Source organism: Macrococcus sp. 19Msa1099 (assembly GCA_019357535.2).
In the GTDB taxonomy this organism is placed as follows: Bacteria; Bacillota; Bacilli; order Staphylococcales; family Staphylococcaceae; genus Macrococcoides; species Macrococcoides psychrotolerans.
Genome location: CP079955.1, coordinates 272,937 through 297,287, shown reverse-complemented (window position 1 = coordinate 297,287; position 24,351 = coordinate 272,937). Strand labels below are relative to the sequence as shown.

Annotated in this window: 25 protein-coding genes, 1 pseudogene and 1 riboswitch; of the genes and pseudogenes, 10 read left to right on the top strand and 16 right to left on the bottom strand. The window is 37.3% G+C overall.

The genetic code is table 11. The annotated features are described in order from the left end of the window. Positions 1-70 precede the first annotated feature (70 nt). Positions 71-721 (bottom strand): hypothetical protein, encoded by a 651-nt coding sequence (locus KYI10_01605; GenBank protein QYA33172.1) that lies wholly within the window; start codon positions 719-721, stop codon positions 71-73. 125 nt (positions 722-846) lie between these two features. Here KYI10_01605 and rarD point away from each other — a divergent pair, with 125 nt between their 5' ends. Beyond that, positions 847-1,746: an EamA family transporter RarD gene (gene rarD, locus KYI10_01600; GenBank protein ID QYA33171.1), complete on the top strand. Its 900-nt coding sequence runs from the start codon at positions 847-849 to the stop codon at positions 1,744-1,746. A gap of 65 nt (positions 1,747-1,811) precedes the next feature. Here the strand turns inward: rarD and KYI10_01595 are convergent, their stop codons facing one another. Continuing rightward, on the bottom strand, positions 1,812-2,951 hold the full coding sequence (locus KYI10_01595; GenBank protein QYA33869.2) for an MFS transporter: 1,140 nt from the start codon (positions 2,949-2,951) through the stop codon (positions 1,812-1,814). Positions 2,952-3,158: 207 nt separating this feature from the next. On the opposite strand from KYI10_01595, the gene KYI10_01590 reads away from it, so the two are divergent. From KYI10_01590 to KYI10_01580, 3 genes are all read left to right on the top strand, one after another. After that, positions 3,159-3,422: a hypothetical protein gene (locus KYI10_01590; protein QYA33170.1), complete on the top strand. Its 264-nt coding sequence runs from the start codon at positions 3,159-3,161 to the stop codon at positions 3,420-3,422. 86 nt (positions 3,423-3,508) lie between these two features. Further along, positions 3,509-4,225 (top strand): SDR family NAD(P)-dependent oxidoreductase, encoded by a 717-nt coding sequence (locus KYI10_01585; GenBank protein ID QYA33169.1) that lies wholly within the window; start codon positions 3,509-3,511, stop codon positions 4,223-4,225. Between the two features lie 10 nt (positions 4,226-4,235). Then, the gene (locus tag KYI10_01580; GenBank protein QYA33168.1) at positions 4,236-4,547 is read left to right on the top strand and encodes a heme oxygenase; all 312 of its coding nucleotides are present in this window, start codon (positions 4,236-4,238) and stop codon (positions 4,545-4,547) included. Between the two features lie 216 nt (positions 4,548-4,763). Here the strand turns inward: KYI10_01580 and KYI10_01575 are convergent, their stop codons facing one another. Both KYI10_01575 and KYI10_01570 read right to left on the bottom strand, forming a co-directional pair. Further along, entirely contained in the window at positions 4,764-6,113 is a 1,350-nt protein-coding gene (locus KYI10_01575; protein QYA33868.1) for a YjiH family protein, read from the bottom strand. Between the two features lie 245 nt (positions 6,114-6,358). Beyond that, a complete protein-coding gene (locus tag KYI10_01570) occupies positions 6,359-6,859 on the bottom strand; it encodes a hypothetical protein (GenBank protein ID QYA33167.1) in 501 nt (166 codons plus the stop codon). Between the two features lie 175 nt (positions 6,860-7,034). On the opposite strand from KYI10_01570, the gene KYI10_01565 reads away from it, so the two are divergent. Then, the gene (locus tag KYI10_01565; protein ID QYA33166.1) at positions 7,035-8,162 is read left to right on the top strand and encodes an MFS transporter; all 1,128 of its coding nucleotides are present in this window, start codon (positions 7,035-7,037) and stop codon (positions 8,160-8,162) included. 355 nt (positions 8,163-8,517) lie between these two features. After that, a complete protein-coding gene (locus KYI10_01555; protein ID QYA33164.1) occupies positions 8,518-9,021 on the top strand; it encodes a DUF402 domain-containing protein in 504 nt (167 codons plus the stop codon). A 74-nt stretch (positions 9,022-9,095) separates the two neighbouring features. Here the strand turns inward: KYI10_01555 and thiC are convergent, their stop codons facing one another. The 8 genes from thiC to KYI10_01515 all read right to left on the bottom strand — a co-directional run bounded on the left by thiC (position 9,096) and on the right by KYI10_01515 (position 17,477). After that, the gene (gene thiC / locus KYI10_01550; GenBank protein ID QYA33163.1) at positions 9,096-10,811 is read right to left on the bottom strand and encodes a phosphomethylpyrimidine synthase ThiC; all 1,716 of its coding nucleotides are present in this window, start codon (positions 10,809-10,811) and stop codon (positions 9,096-9,098) included. 64 nt (positions 10,812-10,875) lie between these two features. Then, a riboswitch (TPP riboswitch) is annotated at positions 10,876-10,976 on the bottom strand. Positions 10,977-11,028: 52 nt separating this feature from the next. Continuing rightward, positions 11,029-11,445: a hypothetical protein gene (locus KYI10_01545; protein QYA33162.1), complete on the bottom strand. Its 417-nt coding sequence runs from the start codon at positions 11,443-11,445 to the stop codon at positions 11,029-11,031. 107 nt (positions 11,446-11,552) lie between these two features. After that, entirely contained in the window at positions 11,553-12,860 is a 1,308-nt protein-coding gene (locus tag KYI10_01540) for a dihydrolipoamide acetyltransferase family protein (protein ID QYA33161.1), read from the bottom strand. 10 nt (positions 12,861-12,870) lie between these two features. Continuing rightward, complete coding sequence (locus tag KYI10_01535) at positions 12,871-13,902, bottom strand: alpha-ketoacid dehydrogenase subunit beta (GenBank protein QYA33160.2); 1,032 nt, start codon at positions 13,900-13,902, stop codon at positions 12,871-12,873. Between the two features lie 6 nt (positions 13,903-13,908). Then, positions 13,909-14,859 carry a thiamine pyrophosphate-dependent dehydrogenase E1 component subunit alpha gene (locus tag KYI10_01530; GenBank protein ID QYA33159.1) on the bottom strand — a complete coding sequence of 317 codons (951 nt, stop codon included), beginning with the start codon at positions 14,857-14,859 and terminating at the stop codon, positions 13,909-13,911. Between the two features lie 16 nt (positions 14,860-14,875). After that, a complete protein-coding gene (gene lpdA / locus KYI10_01525; GenBank protein ID QYA33158.1) occupies positions 14,876-16,234 on the bottom strand; it encodes a dihydrolipoyl dehydrogenase in 1,359 nt (452 codons plus the stop codon). Positions 16,235-16,410: 176 nt separating this feature from the next. After that, positions 16,411-17,082, bottom strand: coding sequence for an LrgB family protein (locus KYI10_01520; GenBank protein QYA33157.1), 672 nt, complete (start codon positions 17,080-17,082; stop codon positions 16,411-16,413). Continuing rightward, entirely contained in the window at positions 17,079-17,477 is a 399-nt protein-coding gene (locus KYI10_01515) for a CidA/LrgA family protein (protein QYA33156.1), read from the bottom strand. Before KYI10_01515 ends, KYI10_01520 begins: the two co-directional genes overlap by 4 nt. A 265-nt stretch (positions 17,478-17,742) precedes the next feature. Between KYI10_01515 and KYI10_01510 the strand changes: the two genes are divergently transcribed. The 3 genes from KYI10_01510 to KYI10_01500 all read left to right on the top strand — a co-directional run bounded on the left by KYI10_01510 (position 17,743) and on the right by KYI10_01500 (position 19,684). Next, the gene (locus tag KYI10_01510; protein QYA33155.1) at positions 17,743-18,690 is read left to right on the top strand and encodes a DMT family transporter; all 948 of its coding nucleotides are present in this window, start codon (positions 17,743-17,745) and stop codon (positions 18,688-18,690) included. 298 nt (positions 18,691-18,988) lie between these two features. Next, complete coding sequence (locus KYI10_01505) at positions 18,989-19,189, top strand: cold-shock protein (GenBank protein ID QYA33154.1); 201 nt, start codon at positions 18,989-18,991, stop codon at positions 19,187-19,189. A gap of 294 nt (positions 19,190-19,483) precedes the next feature. After that, entirely contained in the window at positions 19,484-19,684 is a 201-nt protein-coding gene (locus tag KYI10_01500) for a cold-shock protein (protein QYA33153.1), read from the top strand. Positions 19,685-19,731: 47 nt separating this feature from the next. On the opposite strand, the gene KYI10_01495 is transcribed toward KYI10_01500, so the two are convergent. Continuing rightward, entirely contained in the window at positions 19,732-20,688 is a 957-nt protein-coding gene (locus tag KYI10_01495; GenBank protein QYA33152.1) for a CorA family divalent cation transporter, read from the bottom strand. A gap of 107 nt (positions 20,689-20,795) precedes the next feature. After that, a pseudogene (locus tag KYI10_01490) lies at positions 20,796-20,921 on the bottom strand (VOC family protein). Between the two features lie 116 nt (positions 20,922-21,037). Between KYI10_01490 and KYI10_01485 the strand changes: the two are divergent. Then, complete coding sequence (locus KYI10_01485; protein QYA33151.1) at positions 21,038-22,081, top strand: nitronate monooxygenase family protein; 1,044 nt, start codon at positions 21,038-21,040, stop codon at positions 22,079-22,081. Positions 22,082-22,098: 17 nt separating this feature from the next. Here KYI10_01485 and KYI10_01480 read toward each other — a convergent pair whose 3' ends face one another. Together KYI10_01480 and KYI10_01475 are read right to left on the bottom strand one after the other, a co-directional pair. Then, the gene (locus KYI10_01480; GenBank protein QYA33150.1) at positions 22,099-23,415 is read right to left on the bottom strand and encodes an amino acid permease; all 1,317 of its coding nucleotides are present in this window, start codon (positions 23,413-23,415) and stop codon (positions 22,099-22,101) included. 96 nt (positions 23,416-23,511) lie between these two features. Continuing rightward, positions 23,512-24,333, bottom strand: a complete 822-nt coding sequence (locus KYI10_01475) for a pyruvate, water dikinase regulatory protein (protein QYA33149.1) — start codon at positions 24,331-24,333, stop codon at positions 23,512-23,514. Between the last annotated feature and the right edge of the window lie 18 nt (positions 24,334-24,351).

The following is a 24,351-nucleotide window of genomic DNA, read 5'->3' as shown; positions in this document are numbered from 1 at the left end:
TCTATTGTTTAACCGATTGAGCGCCGCTCTTAAGATTCATACGCTGCTTAAATTGCTTCTCTCATTAATATTATTCATCTGTCGTGTCTTCATATTGGTTCGGCTGAACTGTTTGTGATTGTTCAGTTGAAGGGAGCTCAGTCGTAACGATTTCCGTTGTCGGCGTTTCCGTTGTCGGTGTTTCCGTTGTCGTTATCGGCATTTCTGTTGTCGGTGTTTCTGTTGTCGGTTGCGTCGACGGCTGTACGGTCTCTGGCCTTTTGTTTGTAGCTGTATATGTCGAGTCCTGTGTTTGCGTAGATGGATTCAACTGATAACATGCACCATCTTTACAGTTATATCCTTCGTTCGTCAAATTATTCCAAGCTTTTGAATATTCCTTCGTCTCAGCTAATACTGCACACCCGGCACTTTCTCCACCACCGATAAGACAATTTCTAGAATCGTTATACTTTGTGGTATCAATATTATCCTGATCAACGGAGTCTTGATTAGAGGGGTGTGTTACTATTTGTTCTTCAGATGATTCAGGTGCAGCATTTTCTGTTTTGCTTTTTGTTTTATTATCGTTTTGTTCAGTAGTTTTCTTACTTTCTTTTTTTTCAGGGTTCACTTTAACTTCTACTTTAGGCGTTGATTCTTTGCGCTCTTTTTCTTGTCCATCATTACATGCTGTTAGTACTAACACACTCGTCAATATCAGCATTATAAGTCTATTCATTATGTCTCTCCTTAATAGCAATCTATTGCTCAGAATATTATAACACATTTTAAAAAATGTAAAGAACTTGCACATTGCTACATATTTTTGTGATTGCTATAATCATCATGTAAAGGAGTGAGATAATGGACAATACACAAAAAGGCGTTCTATATACAGCACTAGCATATCTTCTATGGGGAATCTTACCTTCGTATTGGCGTGCAGTGAGTAGTTTTAATGATTATGAGATTTTATTTCATCGTATTATCTGGTCATTTGTCTTCATGATCATTGTGCTTGCTGTAACAAAGAAGCTATCCCCTTTAGTCAAAGAAACGAAAAGTTTATTTAAGAGAAAACGTGAATTTATCGCACTTATTATCGCTAGCATCGTGATAACCTTCAACTGGGGTATATTTATCTGGGCTGTTAATAATAATCATGTGCTGCAAGCGAGTCTGGGCTACTATATCAACCCATTGATGAGCATTGCTCTTGGATTTCTCTTTCTGAAAGAACGCTTTACCAGAACAGAGACACTGGCCATTCTACTCGCTGCAATTGGTGTGCTCTATATGACATTCTCTGTTGGAACATTCCCTATTGTTTCAGTCACGCTGGCACTGAGCTTTGCGTTATATGGCTTAATGAAGAAGGTAGTCAATATTAATGCGCTTTATAGCATTACACTAGAAACATTCTTTATATTACCTATCGCTTTTCTTGGTATCGCATTATTAACCACAGACCAAAAAACATATTTCGGAAATAACTTTGAAAGTTTTCTAATTCTATTTTCCGGTATCGTAACTGCGATTCCTCTTATTTTATTCAGTGCCGGTGCAAAGCGTATTCCACTTTCTCTTGTTGGATTACTACAGTATATCTCACCAACACTTATCTTACTCCAAGGTGTTTTTATGTTCGGCGAACCCTTTACATTGACACATGCGATTACATTCAGCTGTATTTGGAGCGGCTTGATAATATATAGTTTAAGCAAGTGGGTGCAATACAAGAAATCCAGAAAAATAAAATTGTAAAAACCTAGACGCTGTTGCGTCTAGGTTTTAATTTATGATCAAATCATTATCGCTATGAACAAGCATTATACATATTCATTCTTACTAGCAATCATACCAAAGATAAACATACAGATTGCGATAACATAAAACATTATGAAACTTGTCATATAAGTTCCTGTCATATCATTTAAGTATCCCATCAAGACCGGTCCAATCCCTGCAATAAGGTAGCCAACCGATTGGCTGAAACCTGACAGCTTGATTGCATCTTCATTTGTACGAGCACGCAATGAGAAAAATAGCATACATAGACTAAATGCTGCTCCTCCAGCAAGACCGGTTGCAATCATTCCAATCACAATTAATACGATATGATTAAACTGCAAGGCCGTGAAACCTATTAAGAAGAGTATCGTAAAAGCAATCACTAACGGACGTTGATTGTTCATCTTCATTGCGATGACAGGCATCATAAATGTCATCGGAAGCTGTGCAAATTGATTTAACATCAGCATATATCCCGCTGTTTCCTGTGATACACCGTAATGAATCAGTATTTCAGGAAACCACGTCACAGTACTGTAAAAGTTCATCGACTGAAAACCCATCATCAGTGCAATTGCAACAGCTAACTTAGAGTGATAAATTTTACGTCTGCTTACCGAAAATTCTGGCTTTGGATTATGCTTTAACTGTGGCAGCCACACGATAAGCCCAATTACCGAGGGAATAATCCAGAATCCTAATGCGAACTGATAACCGTAATCGTTATAATGTGATAGAGGTACACTTAATCCGCCGCCAATTCCTGCTGTTAAGTTCATCGTAGCGGCAAATACACCCGTCATCAGTCCGACATGTGCTGGAAAGCGCCATTTAACAAAGCTTGGTAGTATCACATTTCCTATGGCAATACCTGTACCAACGAGCATTGTTCCTATGACAAGCCATGGCAGGTTTGGAATAATACGTATTATCAGTCCACTTAACAGCAGTAACATTCCCGCAAACAACGTCATACTCATGCCAACCTTTGCGCTTATTTTCGCGACGAAAGGCGATACGATACCAAACATAATGAGTGGAATTGTAGTCAGTCCTCCAAGCATCGTTTGATTTAATGATAAGGTATCTCCGATTTCAGAAATAATCGGACCAATTACTGTTAATGGTGCGCGCAATGTCGCCGCAACGACAATCACTGCCGCTAATAATAAAAACATAGACTTATATCTCAATTCATCAAATCCCTTCATTGTATATGATAATCAATTCCTACAAGTTTTTTAAGATAAATCAACAAATAAACACTAATTTCTTTCATTAAAGATGAATTTCGTTTAAATTCATCTAATCACATCAATTTATTTGAATATACTGATAAAAAGCGTTATATTTATGGTATAAAAACGATAAGGATGTGTTTAGAAATGGCAATGAGAATTACTAAAGACGACAAAGAAGTAAATATTAAATGGCGTGTTGCTGATATCACTATTCCAAACGAAGATATTTTAAGTGTTAAAGAAGATACGAATATTTACGCAACTGCTGAAGAAGCGAGCGACGAAAAGATCGTACGTATCGGCTCTACTTTCGGTAAAACAAACCGAGTGCTTTTAGACACAAAAGACAAGAAATACATTATCTACACACATAACGATAAAAAAATCATTAACGAATTAAATAAATAATGCTATCAAGAGGGTTTGACATCTGTCACCCTCTTCTTTTTCACTACAAGCTATCAACCTATCATTACTTATAGAGGAGCAATATCATGGAAAGCTTAAAAAACAAAACAGCACTTATTACAGGCGGTTCGAGAGGTATCGGTTTACAGATTGCTAAGACGCTCGCACATGAAGGTGTACATATTGCAATTACAGGCCGTAACATCGAACATCTAGAATCGGCGGTGGACTCACTTTCACAGTTTGATGTAGATGTAACTGCGATTGTATGTGACAGTGCAAACAAAGACGATATTAAAGCAGCTGTTGCACATACACTGGAAACATTTGAACGTATCGATATATTGATCAATAATGCAGGTATTATGCATAACAGCTCATTTCTCACAACAACTGAAGAAGACTTAAATAAGATGATGGCTGTAAATGTGTATGGCCCGTTTCATTTTATGCAGGAGGTTCTGCCACATATGATCAATCAGCAGTCAGGTGACATCGTCAATATGAGCTCAATGTCCGCTGTAAATGCCGGCCCGACTTCAAGTGCATACTCTGCAAGTAAATTTGCATTATCAGGATTATCTGATGGTGTTATGAGAGAAATGCGTCAGCACAACATTCGAACGTTCTTGATTCATCCTTCTGCCGTATTAACAGACTTAATCGGTGAAGTATCGCTCGACCCTGAATCGATGACACATCCAGAAGATATTGCTGAAGTCATCGTTTCGCAGCTTAAGATCAACCGCAGAACATTTGTACGTACGAATCAAATATGGGCAACAAACCCAACAAAACTTTAGGAGTGATTTCATGTATATCGTAACAAATAGAATTAAAATGAAAAAAGGATTCGCTGAAAAGATGGCACCGATGTTTACAAAAGGTGGCGCAATCCAAGAATTAAAAGGATTCCATAAAATTGAAACATGGTCTATTCAGAACTTAGAAGATCATGACGAACTTTATGTCAATACATGGTGGGAAACGTTAGAAGACTTTGAAGCATGGAAAACGAGCGATGCCTTCAAACAGGCACATTCACATGGCGGCGATAAACCTCAAGGAGAATCACCAATGCTTGGTTCAGAAATTGTCATCGCAAAGCTGGAAACAGAAATTTAAGAGCATTATATATAGAAAAGAGGACAGGAAATAAAGCATTTCCTGTCCTCTTTTCGTGATTTTACTCGTGTCTGAACGCTCGTGTCACGACCTTTTTTGACGGCGCTCCACGAGCAGACTCTTCGACAAAATCAAAAAGATTGCTTGAAACAAAGAACGTTTCTTGCAATCTTTTCGCGATTTTACTCGTGTCTGAGCACTCGTGTCACGACCTTTTTATATACTAAATAGTAAATGTCCCATTAACACGATAATCGGTAAACAGATGATGGTTCTCATCAAGAAGATGACAAATAGCTTAGGTAAGCTTACCGGTATTTTAGAGCCTAATATAACACCACCCACTTCTGATAAATAAATCAGCTGAGAGATACTTAGCGCACCGATAACAAAACGTGTAAGATCATATTCAGAATCTGTAATAAGTATTGAAGGTAAGAACATATCTGCAAAGCCAATCAATATTGTCTGAGATGCTGCAACTGCATCAGGGATCTGAAGTAACTCTAATAAAGGTACGAACGGCATTCCAATCCACTGGAAGAACGGTGTATACTCAGCAATGATTGTTGCTGCTGTACCGATACACATTACGACAGGTAGTACCGCAAACCACATATCTCCTACTGTTTTAAATCCTTGGTACCAGAATGTTTTAAATCCAGGTGCTTTAATTGCAGTCTTAGTCGCATTTTCGTACCCGTAGCTGATGACATTATGATTATCAGGAATCACTTCCTCTTTAATTTCAGTCGTTCCATCAGCATAATGATCCGGAATCTTCGATAACGGCCAAATACGCGGCATAATCATCGCTGCAACTAAACATGACACAATAACAGTTCCATAGAAATAGAAGAAGTGATTCATTAGTCCAATCTGTTCACATACAACTATCGCAAACGTGATTGACACAACGGAGAAGCTTGTCGCAATGACTGTTGCTTCACGTCTCGTATAGAAATTCCCATCATATTGTTTAGATGTAATCATAACGCCTACAGTCCCATCTCCAATAAATGAAGCTAAATTATCCACTGCAGAGCGTCCCGGTAATGTAAAGAGGGGACGCATTACCTTAGAGAACATCGGTCCAAGAAATTCCAGTAATCCATAGTCCATTAAAAATGGCAGAAATAATCCCGCAAAGAAAAATACAGCGATTAGTGTCGGTAATAATCCACTATATATGAGCTGACCTGTATTTTCAGTATCAACAAATGGGACTTTCATTTTAAAATAGACAATGATTGCAAAAATGGCACCCATAAGACGAATAATAAACCAGATCCAGTTCACCTCGAACAGTTGTTTGAAATAACTCGTCTTCGGATGGTTAATAAAACTAAAGTAAAATGTTAGTAACGTAGAAAGAATAATAACGATGAAGATTAAAGTTGGTGTGAAATTACCGAGAGTCGATAACAGCCACTTTGCTAAAACTGCAACGGGCAAACTCGTCTTACCTTCAACATTGAGTGGCGTTAAAAATAAGAATATACCGATAAGACTAGGAATGATAAATTTAAACTGCCCCATCTTACCCGTTTTGTTATCAGAATGCATCATAATACCCTCCATTTTTTATACGCAAAAGTTAATATTTATTCATTTTAGCATATAAGGTAGTGTACGAAAAGAAGAATTTCCGATCGTTTATCTTTTATACTTCTAATCTTTTAAAACATTTCTTCATTTTATACGCATAAGTGTCTTGTTTACATTCATATAAGCGTTATCTCATAAAAAAGTCCTCATAAAATTTACACTCCTGCGTATCTTCTATAAGGGCTTTTTTACACTTCTAGCTGCTATTTTATTTCTTTATAATATAAATTCTTATGCGGTATATTAGGATGTAAATACATATTTCCTTTGAGCAGTATCCAGTCGTTCTTATAATAGAATGCATTGGCACCGATATCATGTACATCACTCGTTAAATAGTACTTTCCTGGTGGCAGTGCATCTAATAACTGTGTACCGATCCCGTTCTTATGGAAGTGCTTATCTACAGCGATAGAAACGACTTCAAATGCACCATCAAGCATTCCTTGCTGTGCAGGTGACAAAAACTGGTCCAGTAACTGTCTATAAAACTGATCGCGTCCGCTCGTATAACCGTATAAATAACCATCGATTGTCCCAAGTTGTGTACTAATAAAGCATCTAAATCCTGGATGCTCACTCAGTTTTAAAATATCATTGCTCATTGCCCTTAACGGTCTACGGTCGTTAAAGTTTGTCAAATAAATTTCTGCTATGCGGTCAACGGCATCTTGTAGGTCTACTTGTGTAATCTGTCTAATCATCTTGACCACTCCTTCCAATTATGAAAACCTTTTCATCTTCATTATGCAATTTTTTCGTACAATTGACAATGAACAATACCGTTTATCTGAATATTTTATTTTAATTTCTTATGCGTGTTTAATTTATCAAATATTGGTATAATCTTAATGCATTCAAACATTGAAAGGATCTATTATGTCAAAATTCAAACTCTTTACTTTTATACTTAGCGTATTTGTAGTGGGAATGGTAGAACTCGTCGTTGCGGGTATTCTCACTTTGATTAGCGATGATCTGCATATCTCTCGCGCACTTGCCGGCCAACTTGTCACGATCTATGCATTTACAGTAGCAATTAGCGGTCCAATACTCGTCAAACTTACTGAACGCTACAATCCAAAATGGGTACTCTTAGTCAGCATGATCATATTTATTATAGGTAATATAATCAATGCTGTAGGTAACGATTTCTGGATTATTGTAATTGGGCGTATCATCGCATCAGCAGCATCCAGTATCATTGTCGTGAAGTTGCTTGCCCTTACTGTAATCTTGAGTGACCCCCGAGAGCGAGGTAAGATGCTCGGTCTTGTCTATATCGGTTTTAGCGGTGCAAATGTCTTCGGTGTTCCAATAGGGACAAAGCTCGGTGAAATGCTCGGATGGCGTGCAACATTCTGGATGATTGTACTCGTAAGTGTTATTGCAACAATCCTCTTAATGTTCCAGCTTCCTAATACAATTAAGACATCAGAAGATGAAGATAAATCTTCAAAACTGCTCTATCCGAAAGAAGCTGCAAAGTATATCGGTATCACCTTCTTTATATTAGCCTCTAATTATATTGTATTCACTTACATCAGTCCGATGATGTTAAATGAAGGATATACGTTAGAACAAGTTTCGATTCTACTGTTTGTTTGTGGTATCGGAAGTATCGCAGGCACGAGCTTCGGCGGCAGAATGGCTGATAAAATGGGCAGCAGAAAATGGTTATTGATCGCATTAACGATGTATACGTTGTCTATCTTTCTATTTAAATTATCATTACCTGTATTTGCATTGTTACTTATCGTGATGCTCATCTGGAATATATTTGAATGGAGTACGAACCCTGCAATTCAAATCGGGATTATTAAACAGGTTAAAGGAGATTCCAGCAGTATTATGGCGTGGAATATGAGTGCGCTCAATGCTGGTATAGGATTTGGTGCACTTATTGGAGGCATCATTATCAATAATTTTGATGTTGCGATTACACCTTATGTTTCAATATGTTTAGCAGTGATTTGTATCGTACTCGCCTATACTATCAAAAGATAAAAAGTGCTGAACCCATAGGTTCAGCACTTTTATTTATTCTATTTCAGTTTATCCTGAATGATACCAATTGCACCGAGGTACCCATATATAACGATCGAACGTTCCATACTGCTCCCTTACTTCCATAAATACCTGTACATTACTCATTATACTGCGTACTTTCAAACGATTACGTATCATTCTTACGATTTCCACTAATATTACTAGATAGTTATCAGAATCGTGTTACAGCTCATTTAAAGTTTCGTAAATGTTTACCAATACTTTATAAATATTCTTCCTCTCACTATGCAAAGGCTTACAATTCATATTATAATTGGATTTGTACTTCACAATAAGATAAGGAGGTTCATTGTTGGAACAGTTAAAGATTAAATCCCACAAATATCCACATCGACCTCACATCGAGGTAGAAGGTACCCTGATAAAAGAAACAGATGAATACTTTCTTGTCATCTGTGATGAAACGACAATACTCCGACACTTTATTAGAAATATTGATATTCCATTGCAATATGAAACGCTCCATTTTCTTTCAAAAATCCACGGATATTCTGTTTCTATCGCTTTAGATAAGACTTATCAGCCGGTCAAGATATTTTGTAACATTTCTTCTCCTTGTGAGCGCGATACAGATGGGAACATTGTTTATCTAGACTTAGATCTAGACTATGTGAAGACAGATAGTGACGAATGGATCCTTAGAAATAACGATATGTTCCTGGAAAATAGTGCAAAGTTCAACTATCCATTTCAACTGACAAATTTCGCACTCGTTTCTTTACAAGAACTGAAAAATAATATTGAAGCAGATAAATTTCCTTTCAATGTACAAAATTTCAATGACTATATAAAATAAAGCACCACCCCCGGTCTGGTATAAGGGTGGTGCTTTTATATATGAATAAACTGCGCTCCGATTCACAGCAAATTCTAAGAGTAAATTTCACTACCTTGTGCTTTGAATTTATCAGCCATTTCCTGCATTCCTTTATCTTTACGTAAATCATGAGAAATACGCATCGAACAGAATTTAGGTCCGCACATACTACAGAAGTGTGCGACTTTCGCCGCTTCAGCAGGTAGTGTTTCATCATGATATTCCTTCGCACGTTCTGGATCTAGTGACAAATTAAACTGATCGATCCAGCGAAATTCAAAGCGTGCCTTACTAATAGCATTATCTCGTTCATCAGCACCTGGTAAGCCTTTCGCAAGATCCGCTGCATGTGCAGCAATCTTATATGTTACAACACCTGTTCTTACATCATCTTTATTTGGTAGTCCGAGATGTTCTTTCGGTGTAACATAGCATAGCATCGCTGTTCCGTATGAACCGATGTTTGCAGCGCCAATCGCTGATGTAATATGGTCATATGCAGGTGCAATATCTGTCGTCAATGGTCCTAACGTATAGAATGGTGCTTCATTACAATAGAAATCTGCAAGTTCCTGATTCTCTTTGATCTTATGAAGCGGCACATGTCCTGGTCCTTCTATCATCACTTGAACGTCATGTGCCCAGGCAACCTTTGTTAGTTCACCAAGCGTCTTCAGTTCCGCCAACTGACTTTCATCGTTCGCATCATAAATTGAACCTGGTCTTAAACCATCACCAAGTGATACAGCAATGTCATAATTCTTTAAGATTTCACAAATTTCTTCAAAGTGTGTGTATAAGAAGCTTTCTTCATGATGAGCTAAACACCACTGTGCCATAATCGAACCTCCACGTGACACGATACCAGTCAGACGATTTACTGTCATCGGCACATACCTTAACAATACACCCGCATGAATTGTAAAGTAGTCTACGCCTTGTTCAGCTTGTTCAATCAACGTATCTCGATACACTTCCCACGTTAAATCTTCAGCAATGCCATCCACTTTTTCTAATGCTTGATAAATAGGTACTGTTCCAACAGGTACCGGTGAATTTCTGAGTAAATATTCACGTGTCGCATGAATATTCTTACCTGTAGATAAATCCATAATCGTATCGGCTCCCCAATGTGTCGCCCACACCATCTTTTCAATCTCATCTTCGATAGATGATGATACTGCAGAGTTTCCGATATTCGCATTAACCTTCACTTTAAAGTTCTTACCAATAATCATCGGTTCAGATTCTGGATGATTAATATTGTTCGGAATAATTGCTCGCCCTCTTGCAATCTCACTACGTACAAATTCAGGGTCGACGTTCTCACGAATCGCGACAAATTTCATCTCTTTCGTAATGATTCCTTGCTTTGCATAATGCATCTGTGTCACGTTTTTGCCATCACGCGCACGTTTTGGATCATACTTAAATGGCGTCTCTACAAACTTATTATGCGTGATATCTTTAAAACCATTATCAACCGCAAGTACTCTGCGTCCTGTATATTGTTCTACATCGTCACGGCTATCAATCCATCGTTCACGTAATTTAGGAATACCGCGCTCAACATCAATATTATATGCATCATCGTGATATACACCACCCGTATCGTAGACAACAACTGGTGCATTGGAAGTAGTGCCTTGATCTGTCACAGTATCCGTTAATGTAATTTCACGGAAAGGTACTTTAATATCCGTATCCTCGCCCTTACCCGCTCTAAAGATTCTCTTACTTGCTGGAAATGACTTCTTCAAATTTACCATACAAAAAAACCTCCTAGTTAGATTCATTACTAGGAGGTGAAGTTTCACGACAAAAAAATATCATAAGTATACACGCTCGCTTCCCTACGCTGGTATTAACCAAACAGGTTCAAAGAGTCAAGGATATTCCTTTCTCAGCTCATAAGAGCTCCCCTAGCAATCGTCTTATTAAGTTGTACACATAAACAATACCACTGATTTGTTCATGTTGCAAATATTAATTAAACCAGCTACGCACGAGCTTCTCTACTTCTTTCGTTTCATCGATCAATGATTTCATCATATCGATATCAGCTTTATCACCAAGAAGATCTTCAACGGCTTTTGTATCCAATACACGTTTCACTGCATCTGCAATGAAAGGCTCTTCTGTATGTGTAGCTTGCGCGTTGCTTGTCTGTTCATTGCTTTCAGTATGCACATCTTCTGCAAATTTCGATTCTAATTGCTTAGGGTTATTAAATGCCTCAATAACCTCCATCAGTGCAATACGCAGATCATTATATTCTTTGATATTCTTAAGATCATTCAAACGTTGTTTCACTTGTTCATTCTGCTTTAAATATTTCACTGATTGAACGGCACCAAAACCAACCGCGCCGACAACGATTCCACGTTTAATCCATTTGTTCATCGTAATTCCTCCATTAAGTCAATTACCTTTATTATACGTTAAGTCATTGAATTATACATCTTTTGTGCATGTTCAAAATAATATAGAGAGGGCTATGCCCCCTCTATCTACAATATCAGCAAATATGGATGCTCGATAAATGTTTTAATACGACTCAAGAATTCCGCTCCATCTGCACCATCTATAACTTGATGATCAATAGTGAGACTCAGAGGTAACATCTTTTTCTCATACGGTTTGCCGTCTTTTAATGCTACTTCACTTTGTAATGAACCAACCCCTAGTATCCCAACTTCCGGTGCGTTAAGTACCGGTGTAAAGTATTCTATACCGCCTGCACCGATATTTGTGATGGTAAATGTTCCATCCTTCATTGCACCTTGAGACAACTCTCCATTTCTCGCCGCAGCAGATAAAGTTTCGATGGCACTTGAAATTTCACCTATAGATTTACTTTCAGCGTTATGGATCACTGGAACCATCAGTCCATCTTCCAGACTTGTTGCAATTCCAATATTCACATCTTTATGATGGTATAACTTCTCATCACTGTAAGTTGCATTCATTCTTGCATCATCTTTAAGTACTAATGCAACGGCTTTTGTAATCAGTGCAGTAACTGTTACTTTAATATCTAATTCATTGTTGCTAACCTCTTTTTTTAACTTCTTATTAAATTTCAGCAACGCATCTGCTTCTACTTTTTGGTGCAACGTTAATTGTGCGGTTGACTGTAAACTATGCATCATGTTATCAGCAATCGCACGTCTCATATTCGATAATGGCTTGCCTTCTGCCGTTACTTGAGTAGCTTCAGTAGACTCAGTCGTCGAACTTACTTTTACGTGATCAATTGCTTTTTCTATATCTCTCTTTGTGATTCTGCCATTACCGCCAGTCCCTGTAACCTCTTCAATTGAGATGTCATTGCTTTCAGCTATTCTACGGGCAAGTGGGGTAATAAAGATTCGGTTGCTTTCAGAGTTACTTTGTGATGTAGGAGTGTCCTCATCGCGTGCTTTCTTATTCAATTCATCCTCATGACTTCTATTAAAGCTAGGAGATTTCTCGGCCGCATCCTTTATTGCGGCTCTTTCATTCGTTTCTTCACCTGATTCACTTATCGCTTCATCATCAGTCGATTGATTTGAACGTTCAGGAGACTGGTTATCCTCTAATGAGTCTCCAACCAATCCCATCTGTTCTCCAACTTTAGCTCTGCCTCCAGCTTCCACTGTAATTTCTGTTAAAATCCCATCTTCAGGTGCTTCAACATCTAAAGTTAGTTTTTCAGAAGCAATCATACAGACCGCTTCACCCTTTTTCACTTCATCTCCGACTGATTTGTACCACTCATCTATAGTACCTTCTGTCATTGTCATTCCTAATTTCGGCATATTTATTCTTGAACTCATGAATCACACCTCACTTTCTTAAGTCTTGAATTATTTCATCTGCTTCTTCTAGAACACGTTCTTTACTTGGAATATATAGTTTCTCTAAATTTGATGCAAATGGCACTGGTGTCGCAGGTGCAGTAATTACTTTGACAGGTCCGTCTAAATAATCAAAAGCTTTATCGCCGACGACAGCTGAAATACTGTGCCCTGTACTACTCTGAGGATTTGCTTCATCAATCACGATAAGGCGGTTCGTTTTCTTCACGGAGTTAAGTACTGTTTCTTGATCCCATGGAGAAACAGTAACTAAATCAATAACTTCGACTGAAATATCTGCAGCTTCCAGTTCATCTGCAACTTCTAGAGCAATTTGGACCATCTTACCGATTGCAACAATCGACAAGTCTTCTCCTTCTCTAATAATCTTCGCTTTACCAATTTCCACTGTATAATATTCTTCAGGCACATCACCTTTCATGCCATATAAAGTTTTATCTTCAGAAAATACGACGAGGTTATCATCTTCTACTGCAGCTAAAAGTAAGCCTTTCGCATCATAAGGATTTGATGGCACCACAACTTTTATTCCAGGTATCGCACCAAACATTCCGTATAATGATTGACTGTGTTGAGCAGCAGCAGAAGCGCCTGCACCATGAACGGTTCTCAAAGTCATCGGAATCTTAGCTTTGCCACCAAACATATAACGCATCTTTGACCCTTGGTTCAGAAGTGCATCTAACGCATATCCGATGAAATCATTAAACATCAGTTCAACAATCGGTCTCAGCCCTGTAGCTGCTGCACCAACTCCTGCACCCACATAGTTCTGTTCTGCAATTGGTGTATCAATAACCCTCTCACGTCCATACTTACCGACAATACCTTTCGTTAAACCGAATACACCTCCCCAAGCTTCATCGCCTTCAAGATGTTCAATCGTATTCCCACCGGCAACGTCTTCACCTAACAGAATGACTGTTTCATCTTTCTCCATCGCTTGATCAATAGCTTCAGTTACTGCAGCCATATAAGTAATTTCTCTACTCATTATTATTCCTCCTTAATCTGCATAAACATCTTCAAGTAAAGATGCTTCATCTGGTAATGGACTATTTTCTGCAAATTCAACCGCTTCTTTTATTAACGCTTTTGCTTCGTCTTCAATTTTTTTGGCTTCCTCTTCAGTAAACCACTGCGCTTCAAGTGCCTTATCTTTAAAAATCGTAATCGGATCTACTTCACGTAATTCATCTTTATCCGATTTATAACTTTGGTTATCCCCTTCAAAATGTCCATAATTTCTATATGTTTTACATTCAATCAATGTTGGGCCTTCACCTGCTTTTGCTCTTTTCACCGCTTCTATCATTTTTTCATTGACAGCAGTTACATCTTTACCATCCACTAGATGACCCGGCATATTATATGCTGACGCTCTTTCCGCAATTGTTTCTGAAGCAGAAGCATAACTATGAGGGGTTGCTTCGCCAAATCCATTATTTTCACAGATAAAGATAACAGGTAAGTTTAAAATCGATGCGAAGTTAAGCCCTTCATGGAAAGTACCTTCGTTAGATGCACCATCTCCAAAGAAACATACTGCAACAGCATCTTGCTTTAACGTTTTTATCGATAATGCTGCGCCATTTGCTAATGGGAATCCTGCACCTACAATACCATTTGCACCAAGTATTCCTTTTTCAACTTCAGCAATATGCATAGACCCCCCTTTCCCTTTGTTCAGGCCATCTTTGCGTCCATATATTTCCGCCATCATTCCGAGAATATCACAGTCTTTTGCAATCGCATGACCATGTCCTCTGTGTGTACTCGTGATGTAGTCATCATCCGTTAATTCTGCACAAGCGCCTACTGCTACTGCTTCTTCACCGGCATACAAGTGAACAAATCCAGGGATTTCCCCTGTTAAGAATATTCTATGCACTTCATCCTCAAATTCACGGATTTCATTCATTTTACGATAAACCCATAATGCTTTTTCTTTTTCCATAATTAACTCCTCCTACTTAAGGTTTATGAATTGCTAAATCAAAATAATCTAGACTCGCTTCTCCAATAGATTCTGAAACTGTTGGATGTGCAAATATTTGATCTTTCATTTCAAATACCGTACCTTCTGATTCTTTCACTGCGAGTATGGTACTGATTAATTCGGTCGCATGCGGACCACAGATGACAGCCCCTAGAATTTCTCCATACTTTTGCTCACTGATAATCTTTACAAAGCCCTGCGTATCGCCATAAGCCATTGCTTTACCATTTCCTGAGAGATCATATTGATAAACATGTGCATCAAAGCCTTGGTTAAGTGCTGTTTCTAAATCCATACCAAATGAAGCTATTTCTGGTGTCGTATAGACACATCGCGGTACTGCGTTACTATCACCAGATTTAAATGGTTCTTTACAGATATGGGCTGCTGCAATGGTACCTTCATGGCTAGCTACATGTGCTAACTGCAATCCTAGTACGATATCTCCAATTGCATATATATGTTTTATACTTGTTTGCATGTTTTCATTAACTTCAACAAACTTTTGATTTTCACTTAAAGCTACGTTTAATTTCTTTGCGAGTTCTAAATTATTCTTTCTACCTGTTGCAATTAATACTTTGTCAAAAGGTATCGTCTTATCTTGAAGTTTAAGCATTCCTTTTTCGATTTTTTTAATCGAAGCATGCTCAATGATATGGACGCCTTGGTCTTTTAAGTGATTTCTCACAAGATCACGCGCCGCTTTATCTTCCGTTAACAAAATTTCTTCAGCCACTTCAACCACTGTAACTTCAACATCAAATGATGCAAAAGCTTGTGCCATTTCAACACCAATGACACCACCACCAATGATAACCATTTTGTCCGGTAGTTCAGTCCATTGGAATATTGTATCTGTCGTATCAAACTCTATTTCATCAATACCTGCTATTTTAGGAACAAATGGTTTTGAACCTGTTGCTAAAATAATTTGCGATACATCATAACGATTTTCTTTCGTTAAAACTTCTGACTGCTCAATAGATTCAACATACTCATTTTTTATTGTAATATTATTTTTCTTGAGTAAGTAACCTACACCGGTAACAAGTTGATTAACGATTTCATCTTTACGTGACTTAATTACTTTGTAATCAATATTAAATCCCTTACTCATTACGCCAAATTCTTCCGAATGCTTTATAGTTTCGACGATTTCAGCAGATCTAAGTAATGATTTTGATGGTATACAGCCAACGTTTAAGCATGTACCACCGAGATTGTTTGCTTCAAAGAGCACAACTTTCTTACCGTACTGAGCTAAACGAATCGCTGCGACATATCCACCAGGGCCACCACCGATTACTGCAACATCGTATTTTTCCTTCAACCTTAACACCCTCTTTCCGATACATTATTTTATACAGTTCAATTCTACACCTAAAAGTAAGCGTTTTCAATTAATTGTTCAGAATATTTAGTTAAATTTTTGTGAATAAAAAAGAACGCCTTATAACGGCGTTCTTTGAGAAATCCATCTTATATCATTATATTTCGTGATATTACTCACACAATTAACATCGGTATAACAATACTCGCAAGTATTGCGGTCCCAATCATCGTTACAAGTGCGATACCACCTTCTTCTTTGCTAAGTGCCATTGATGTGTTTGTACCAAATACATGTGCAACCGCGGCCATGGCGACACCACGTGCTACAAAGTGATCAATTTTCATCCACTTCATCACCTTATGCCCGAAACTAAATCCAATGCAGCCACTAATAATCACAGCAATGGATGTTAACGCTACGCTACCATTAGTAGAAGATGCAATATTCATCGCAACAGGCAATGTCACATTTTTTTCCCATAGTGAATGCACAAGTGTCTTATCTAGTGGCAATACCATAGCAAGCAAATACGTTGCTAAAAGCGATACCATAAGCCCCATAGTGAAGCCTGCTACAATGAAGTGGAGATATTTTACTACTACTTTTCTCATTTGATAGAGCGGCAATGCGAAAGCTACAATTGCAGGTCCTAATAGAAAATTGAAAATCGCAGTCGCATGTTGATACTCTTTATAAGGAATATGAAAACCAATAAGTATGATTATCATCAACCCGCTTACTGTGAAGATAGGCAATGTCCATACTTTAGGATAACGTTTGTTCAGTGCAACCGCTCCTGTAAATAATATTATAGTAAGAAATAATAAACTTAATGTTTCTATCATAGAGATTCTCCTCTTTTCTTCTTATAGTTAACCGCCATTTGTGTAAACCATCCTGTCATAAAGAAGATAATAAGCGAAGAAAGTACCAGATCAAACATTAGAAATAAACCACTCTTCATAAAAAGTGGACCATAGTTCATAAGCGCTACTAATGTTGGTACAAACAATATCGGCATAATCTTAAGCAGTGCATTGACACCTAAACCGAGCCATTCGGGACGAACAACCTTTATTTCCAAGGCAATAAATAAAAGAATCAATCCGATCAGACTACCTGGAATTGTGATTAATGTATGTGCGTTAACAAATTCTCCCGCCAGATAAAACAAAGTGAGCAAACTTACCTGCAGCACAACACGCAATGTCCAGTATAAATAATGATATAGCTTTTCCAATTTCTAACCTCCATCATTATTTACAATTTGTTCAGCATTCATTAAATGATGAACAAATTGTAAATAAAATAATATTTTATATTTTTTTATAATAAATGAATTTATATTTTATTATAAACCCGTCAATACTTGAAATCAAGGTATTGAAATATTTTCAGAAAAGTAAAAAAAGATTCTTTCAAGAACTGTACCTACGCTCTCGTTTTTTCAGATATGGCGTTTATCGTTGTTTTTAAGTACTATATATATAAAAGGAGAGACTAATATGTTTTATTTTCTATTTGCGCTTGCCGCAGGTATCGTCGTACCGATTCAGACAGCTGTTAATTCACGATTAAGAAGCTATGTGCTGTCACCGTTTGTTGCATCGTTTGTATCTTTTAGTGTGGGTACAATATTTTTATTCTTTATCACTTTATTTACTAAACATACTGTACTTATTCATCCTTCAATATTCATAGAGGAACCCGGATGGATATGGCTTGGGGGATTATTAGGGTTAATTGGCCTTACTGCAAATATTCTACTGTTTCCTGTGCTTGGGGGCGTGCAGACTGTCGTATTACCGATTATGGGCCAAATTATCATGAGTATCATGATTGATCACTTCGGGCTATTCCAGGCACCGATGCACCACTTGACATTGCTAAGGTGTGCTGGACTTTTAATCTTAGTCGCTGGTGTTGTAATGGTTATCGCACTACCCGAATGGTTAAGAAAACGCAAACAACAGGCCTATATGGATTTCGAAGAAGATACTAAATCAAAGTTGCCATTTCAGATTACCGGGATTGCAGGCGGCATGCTCATGGCCACTCAATCTGCAATTAATGGAAAACTCGGCAGTATATTAGCATCACCCGTACATGCAGCATTCGTTTCATTTTTAGTTGGTACCATATTTTTATTCATCATCGTAACTATTATAAGAAAGGAAATCACTCAGATTCGCTTTGCTATCGGCAAAGATAAACCGAAATGGATCTGGATAGGTGGAATACTCGGCTCTTTCTTCGTATTCGGTATGTCATATCTAGTCCCAATCATGGGCACAGGCCTCGTTGTAATTATTTGTTTATCCGGACAAATCATTTGTAGCATCCTGCTTGATTCATTTGGATGGATCGGTGCTAAACAGAAGAAAGTAACGGGGGTCCAATATCTAGGATTAGCCTTTATCTTCTTAGCTATCGTATTAATTCGTATGAATTAGAAAAATTATTTTTGATGAATGAAAATTTCACGAAAGCTTATACCTACTGTAATGGGCATCCATTTTATATGAATTTTATAATATAAATTTACTCATTTTGGATTTTTATGACTACTTTTTGTAGACAAATCTAGATATACGTTATATACTTAGTACAAATATATCGTACATATGCAAGAAACAAAGGATCTTCACATATTACCTAAGTAATCATGTAAGCCGACTATTTTTGTAATATGTGAAGTGTTTTTTCTTAAAACATTAGATATTATTTAATAATTTTTTGGAGGTCATTATTATGACACAAGGTACAGTTAAATGGTTTAACGCAGAAAAAGGTTTTGGATTCATCGAAGTTGAAGGTGGAGACGACGTATTCGCTCACTTCAGTGCTATCGAAGGAGACGGTTACAAAACTTTAGAAGAAGGTCAAGCAGTTGAATTCAATATCGAAGAAGGTCAACGTGGACCTCAAGCTGCTAACATCGTTAAATTATAATATTTAATGTTGGAAACGAGTACTCATAAGAGTACTCGTTTTTTTTTATTTTATGTATCTAAACATGATACGTAAGCCCTTTATCGCTTCTATTCAATATTTAAAAGTAATCTTTAATTGACAACATAGAATATCCGTTATATACTTAGTACAAATATATCGAACATATGCAAGAAACAAAGAACTTCACATATTACAAAGAGTAATCGTGTTTAGTCGAAACTTTTTGTAATGTGTGAAGTTTTCTTTGTAAAACATTAGATATTATTTAATAATTTTTTGGAGGTCATTATTATGACACAAGGTACAGTTAAATGGTTTAACGCAGAAAAAGGTTTTGGATTCATCGAAGTTGAAGGCGGAGACGACGTATTCGCTCACTTCAGCGCTATCGAAGGTGAAGGTTACAAATCTTTAGAAGAAGGTCAAGCAGTTGAATTCAATATCGAAGAAGGTCAACGTGGACCTCAAGCTGCTAACATCGTTAAATTATAATATTTAATGTTGGAAACAAGCACTCACAATTGTGAGTGCTTGTTTTTTTAATACCATTTTTTCTTCTTAAAATAAATCATGCACCCAATCATGATGGAAAACATGATGAATAACACAGTGAAATACCCATAATGCCACTTTAACTCCGGCATATATTCAAAGTTCATACCATATATCCCTGCGATCAGAGTAAGTGGTAGAAATACTGTAGAAACCAAGGTAAGAATTTGCATCACACGATTCATCCGATAGTTATTAAATGACTCATAGTTACTTCTGATTTCATCGGTCAGTTCATGTGCATTCTTTATCATATTCTGCTGCTTAATCACATGATCTCTAATATGGTGGATGTAATAATGATCATGTTTCGTCTGAATCAACGTATCATCAGTTTCTATCTCATCTATGAGTTCGCTCATCGGAACAATAATGCCCTTTGTCTTTATCATTTCCGAGCGTAGCTCAAATATATCATTCATAATATAGTTCTTCATGCGATCATTCGCATGTCCTTTTTCAAATTCAAGCACTTTCGTCTCTATCTCTTCAACAATCTCTGTATAAAAGTCTACAATCTTATCAAGCAACATCAGCGTTGCCGTATGTGGCGTTAAAGTGTCTGGTGCATTCTCTTCTAGCTCCTGTGCAACTGCATCCAATTCATCTAACGGCTCATTATCTTCGTCGTGATATGTAATAAGAACATTATCTTTCATGAGGATATTGATTGTCTCTGCTTCAAACGTTGACTTTTCTATTTTCTGGAATACGAGATATTCATATGTTGGAAACTTCTTATATTTTGGTCGTGATTTTTTATTGATTACTTCTTCAATCGTCAGCTCATTCAATTCAAAATGCTTTTCAAATATCAGGCGTTCTTCTTCATTCGCACCTTCAAAGTCATACCATATAAAAGATGCATCCTGTGGGATATCTTCGTCATGTTCTACTTTTTTAAGTAAATGTTCTTTGTTCTGATACATTATTGTTAGCGTCATCTCTCTCCCCCTTTAATGATAATATAGCACAAAAGAAGAGCTGATTATCTGCTCTAAAATAATTTTAGTTACCGTTAAACATCCAGCGCACCCATAACACCACACAAGAATTGCTCAGCTTGTTCTTTTCCTACTGGTAAACGATTTACTTCTGTTGCACCAAATACGTCTTCATAATATGCTAAAGCTTCTTTTGTACTTTCAAATACTAAGTATGGAATTAATCGTGTCATGATAGACTTCTAAGTGTATAGTGTAATTCCATTTAATGTAACACAATATATAATCAAATTCTTTTTCGCACATTTGTAATTATGATATCTTTACTCATATAGAAAGGAGTCCTGAGATGTCTAATCAAAATCCGATATGCAACTTATTAAATATAGATTATCCAATCATTCAAGCAGGTATGGCAGGCTCGACCACACCTGAGCTTGTAGCAGCGATCAGCAACGAAGGCGGCCTTGGTACGATTGGTGCGGGCTATATGAACCATGAACAACTGTTAACTGAAATTAATGAAGTACATCAACTAACACAAAATTCTTTTGCTGTTAATTTATTCGTTCCCGAACATCCTGATGTAGATGAAAGTGCTATTAAATTAATGCAGTCGATTTTAGAGCCGTATTACTCTAAATATAATCTCAATGTGCCAGACATAAAATCACACACATATGAATCATTTGAGCAGATGATTGATATCATTATTGAAAAGCACGTCCCTATTGTAAGCTTCACGTTCGGTATTCCAGACAACAAGATGATTTCTAAGTTACAATCCAATGATATTAAAGTTATTGGCAGCGCAGCTTCAGTCGAAGAAGCATTCCTTTGTGAACAAGCAAAAATGGATGCAGTCGTCATTCAAGGTTACGAAGCAGGTGGACATCGTGCAAATTTCAAAACGACAAACAATATCGGTCTGTTTGCCTTAATCCCACAAGTTGCTGACGTAATTAACATCCCCATCATAGCAGCTGGTGGCATAATGGATCATCGTGGAATAAATGCTGCTCTCGCACTCGGTGCATCCGGTGTTCAGATGGGTACCGCCTTTTTAACAAGTAAAGAAAGCAAGGCGCCTGTTATTCATAAAGAAGCAATATTCAATGCATCAGAAACTGATACTGTACTGACGAAAGCAATAAGCGGCAAAGAAGCCCGTGGTATCAAGAATCTCCTGATCTCTCAATTAGAAAAATTTAACGATGACATTCTACCATATCCGTATCAAAATGATTTAACAAGCTCATTAAGAAAACAAGCAGCCTTGCATTATCAAGTAGAGGATCTCCATTTATGGTGTGGACAGGCTCCTAGACTTGCAAAGAATAATACTGCTAAAGAAATATTTAGTGAAATAATAAAAAATGTATCAGCCTATTGATAGACTGATACATTTTATTATCTCACTCTAATCTTCATCTTATAAATTGGTATTCCCAGTAACGTTATAATGATCCCAACAATCGCTAACACTGGTTGTGTGAATAATGTATTCACCATTACAAATAAACCTGCAATAATTGCAACGGCTGGTATCAATGGATATAACGGAACTTTGTATGGTCGTTCCAGCTCACTTTCACGCTTTCTTAGTACAAACACTGCATAGAACGCCATCACGTAGAATGCCCAGATAACGAATACAAGCATATTAGTAATTGCATCAAACGAGCGTGAAGTAATCATGATTGCTCCAATAATAACTTGTACCAGTCCACTGAACCAAGGAATGCCTGCCGTTGTCACTTTCATAAATGATTCTTTAAATGGCAGGATGTTCTTCTCTGCCATAGCATAAGGTAGACGCATTCCTGTCATTGTATAGCCATTTAATGCACCGTAAACTGAAATTAATATACCAATCGTAACGAGTTTTCCACCCATATCTCCTAATAAAATTTCTGATGCATCTGTAGCTGCACTTAAATTCCCTTTAAGTTCATCAATCGGCAATGTATATAAGAACGTTGCGTTAATTAATAAATAAATTACAGTAACTAATCCTAACCCTAGAACAATTGCAAGCGGCAAGTCACGCTTTGGATTCTTCATTTCCCCGGCAATATTACCGACATGAATCCAGCCATCATACGCAAACATCGTTGCAAGTAACCCTGCACCAATCGCTGTAAAGAAGTTAATTCCCGTATCTCCGGTGTTCGGTGCAAGCGATACTTCAACGTCTCCAGTATTCATCAAACCGAATATAATGATAACGATCAAGGGAATAAGTTTAACCACTAGCGTTACAGACTGCAGAATACCACCTGCCTTAGATCCGATAATATTGATCAGGTAAATCGAAGCCACTGCAATAAATGCAACTGGCACAATCCACCCGTCTTTAAGATGTAATAAGTTGAGTACTTGTTCTGAAAATACAATTGCCTGTGCTGCAATCATCGCTGGAAAGTAGATAAAACTTTGTGCCCATCCTGCCAAAAACCCTGAAAATTTGCCATAAGTATATTCTATATATGTTGTCAATCCACCGTTCCTTGGAATTGCAGCTGCAAGCTCTGCGACTGTAAGGCCAGCGCAGATTGTAATCAATCCTCCTAGCAGCCATACAAGCAAAGTCATTCCTGGTGTTCCTGTCACTTCTGTTATATTGGATACTTTAAAGAAAACACCTGAACCGATAACAGTTCCCATAACGAGTGCAAGTGCCGGAAAGAATCCAATATTTTTTTGAATTATATTTTTATTTTCCATAACATCCTCCTTTTTGAGCATTTATCATGATAGCATATTCTTGCTTTAAATTGTTAAAAGCGCAGCAATAAATTTGCTGCGCTTAACAATAGCGGTTTATTTTTTATTTAAATATTTCTCGATATAAAACGCAGATTCTTCAATCGACTTAAATTCCGTATTAATTACCGTTGCATTCAGACGATTAAACACTTCTTCTGCGTAACTTAACTCCTCTTTAATACGACGCAGATTATTGTATTCTGCTTGACCTGTCAGCCCAAGAATTTTCACGCGTTCAGTACGGATGTTCATAATATATTCGGGACTTGCGGTAAGACCAATCACTTTTAAGTTTTTCTCTTGAAATACTGATTCTGGGATTGGTGATTCCGGCACGAGCGGGATGTTGGCAATTTTGTACCCTTTATTTGCTAAGTACATACTGAGTGGTGTCTTTGATGTTCTTGATACCCCTATAATCAATGCATCCGCTTCACTTAAATTATTAAAGTTCTTACCATCATCATATTTCACCGAATACTCAATCGCTTCAATACGCTTAAAGTAATCGCTATCCAACTTACGTAATGCACCACTTTCATGTCTTGCTTCCATATCCGTATGATGCTCAATCACCTTAATCATACCTGTCATATAATCAATATATGATAATCCAACTTCTTCAGCATACGCTTTACCTATTTCATTAAAGCCCGGATTAACAAGTGTTGTAACAACAATTGCATTTTTATCATGCGCGAGTTCCAATATATTTCTAAACGCTTCTTCATCCTTTACAAACGAGAACTTCTTGACTGTGACAGAAGTTAATTTAGGAAATTGGGACAATGTTGCATGGAGCATTCTATCCGCTGTTTCACCGATAGAATCAGAAACAATATAAATCAATAGATCGTCTTCTTCATACTTACTCAAATGTACTGCCTCCCGATA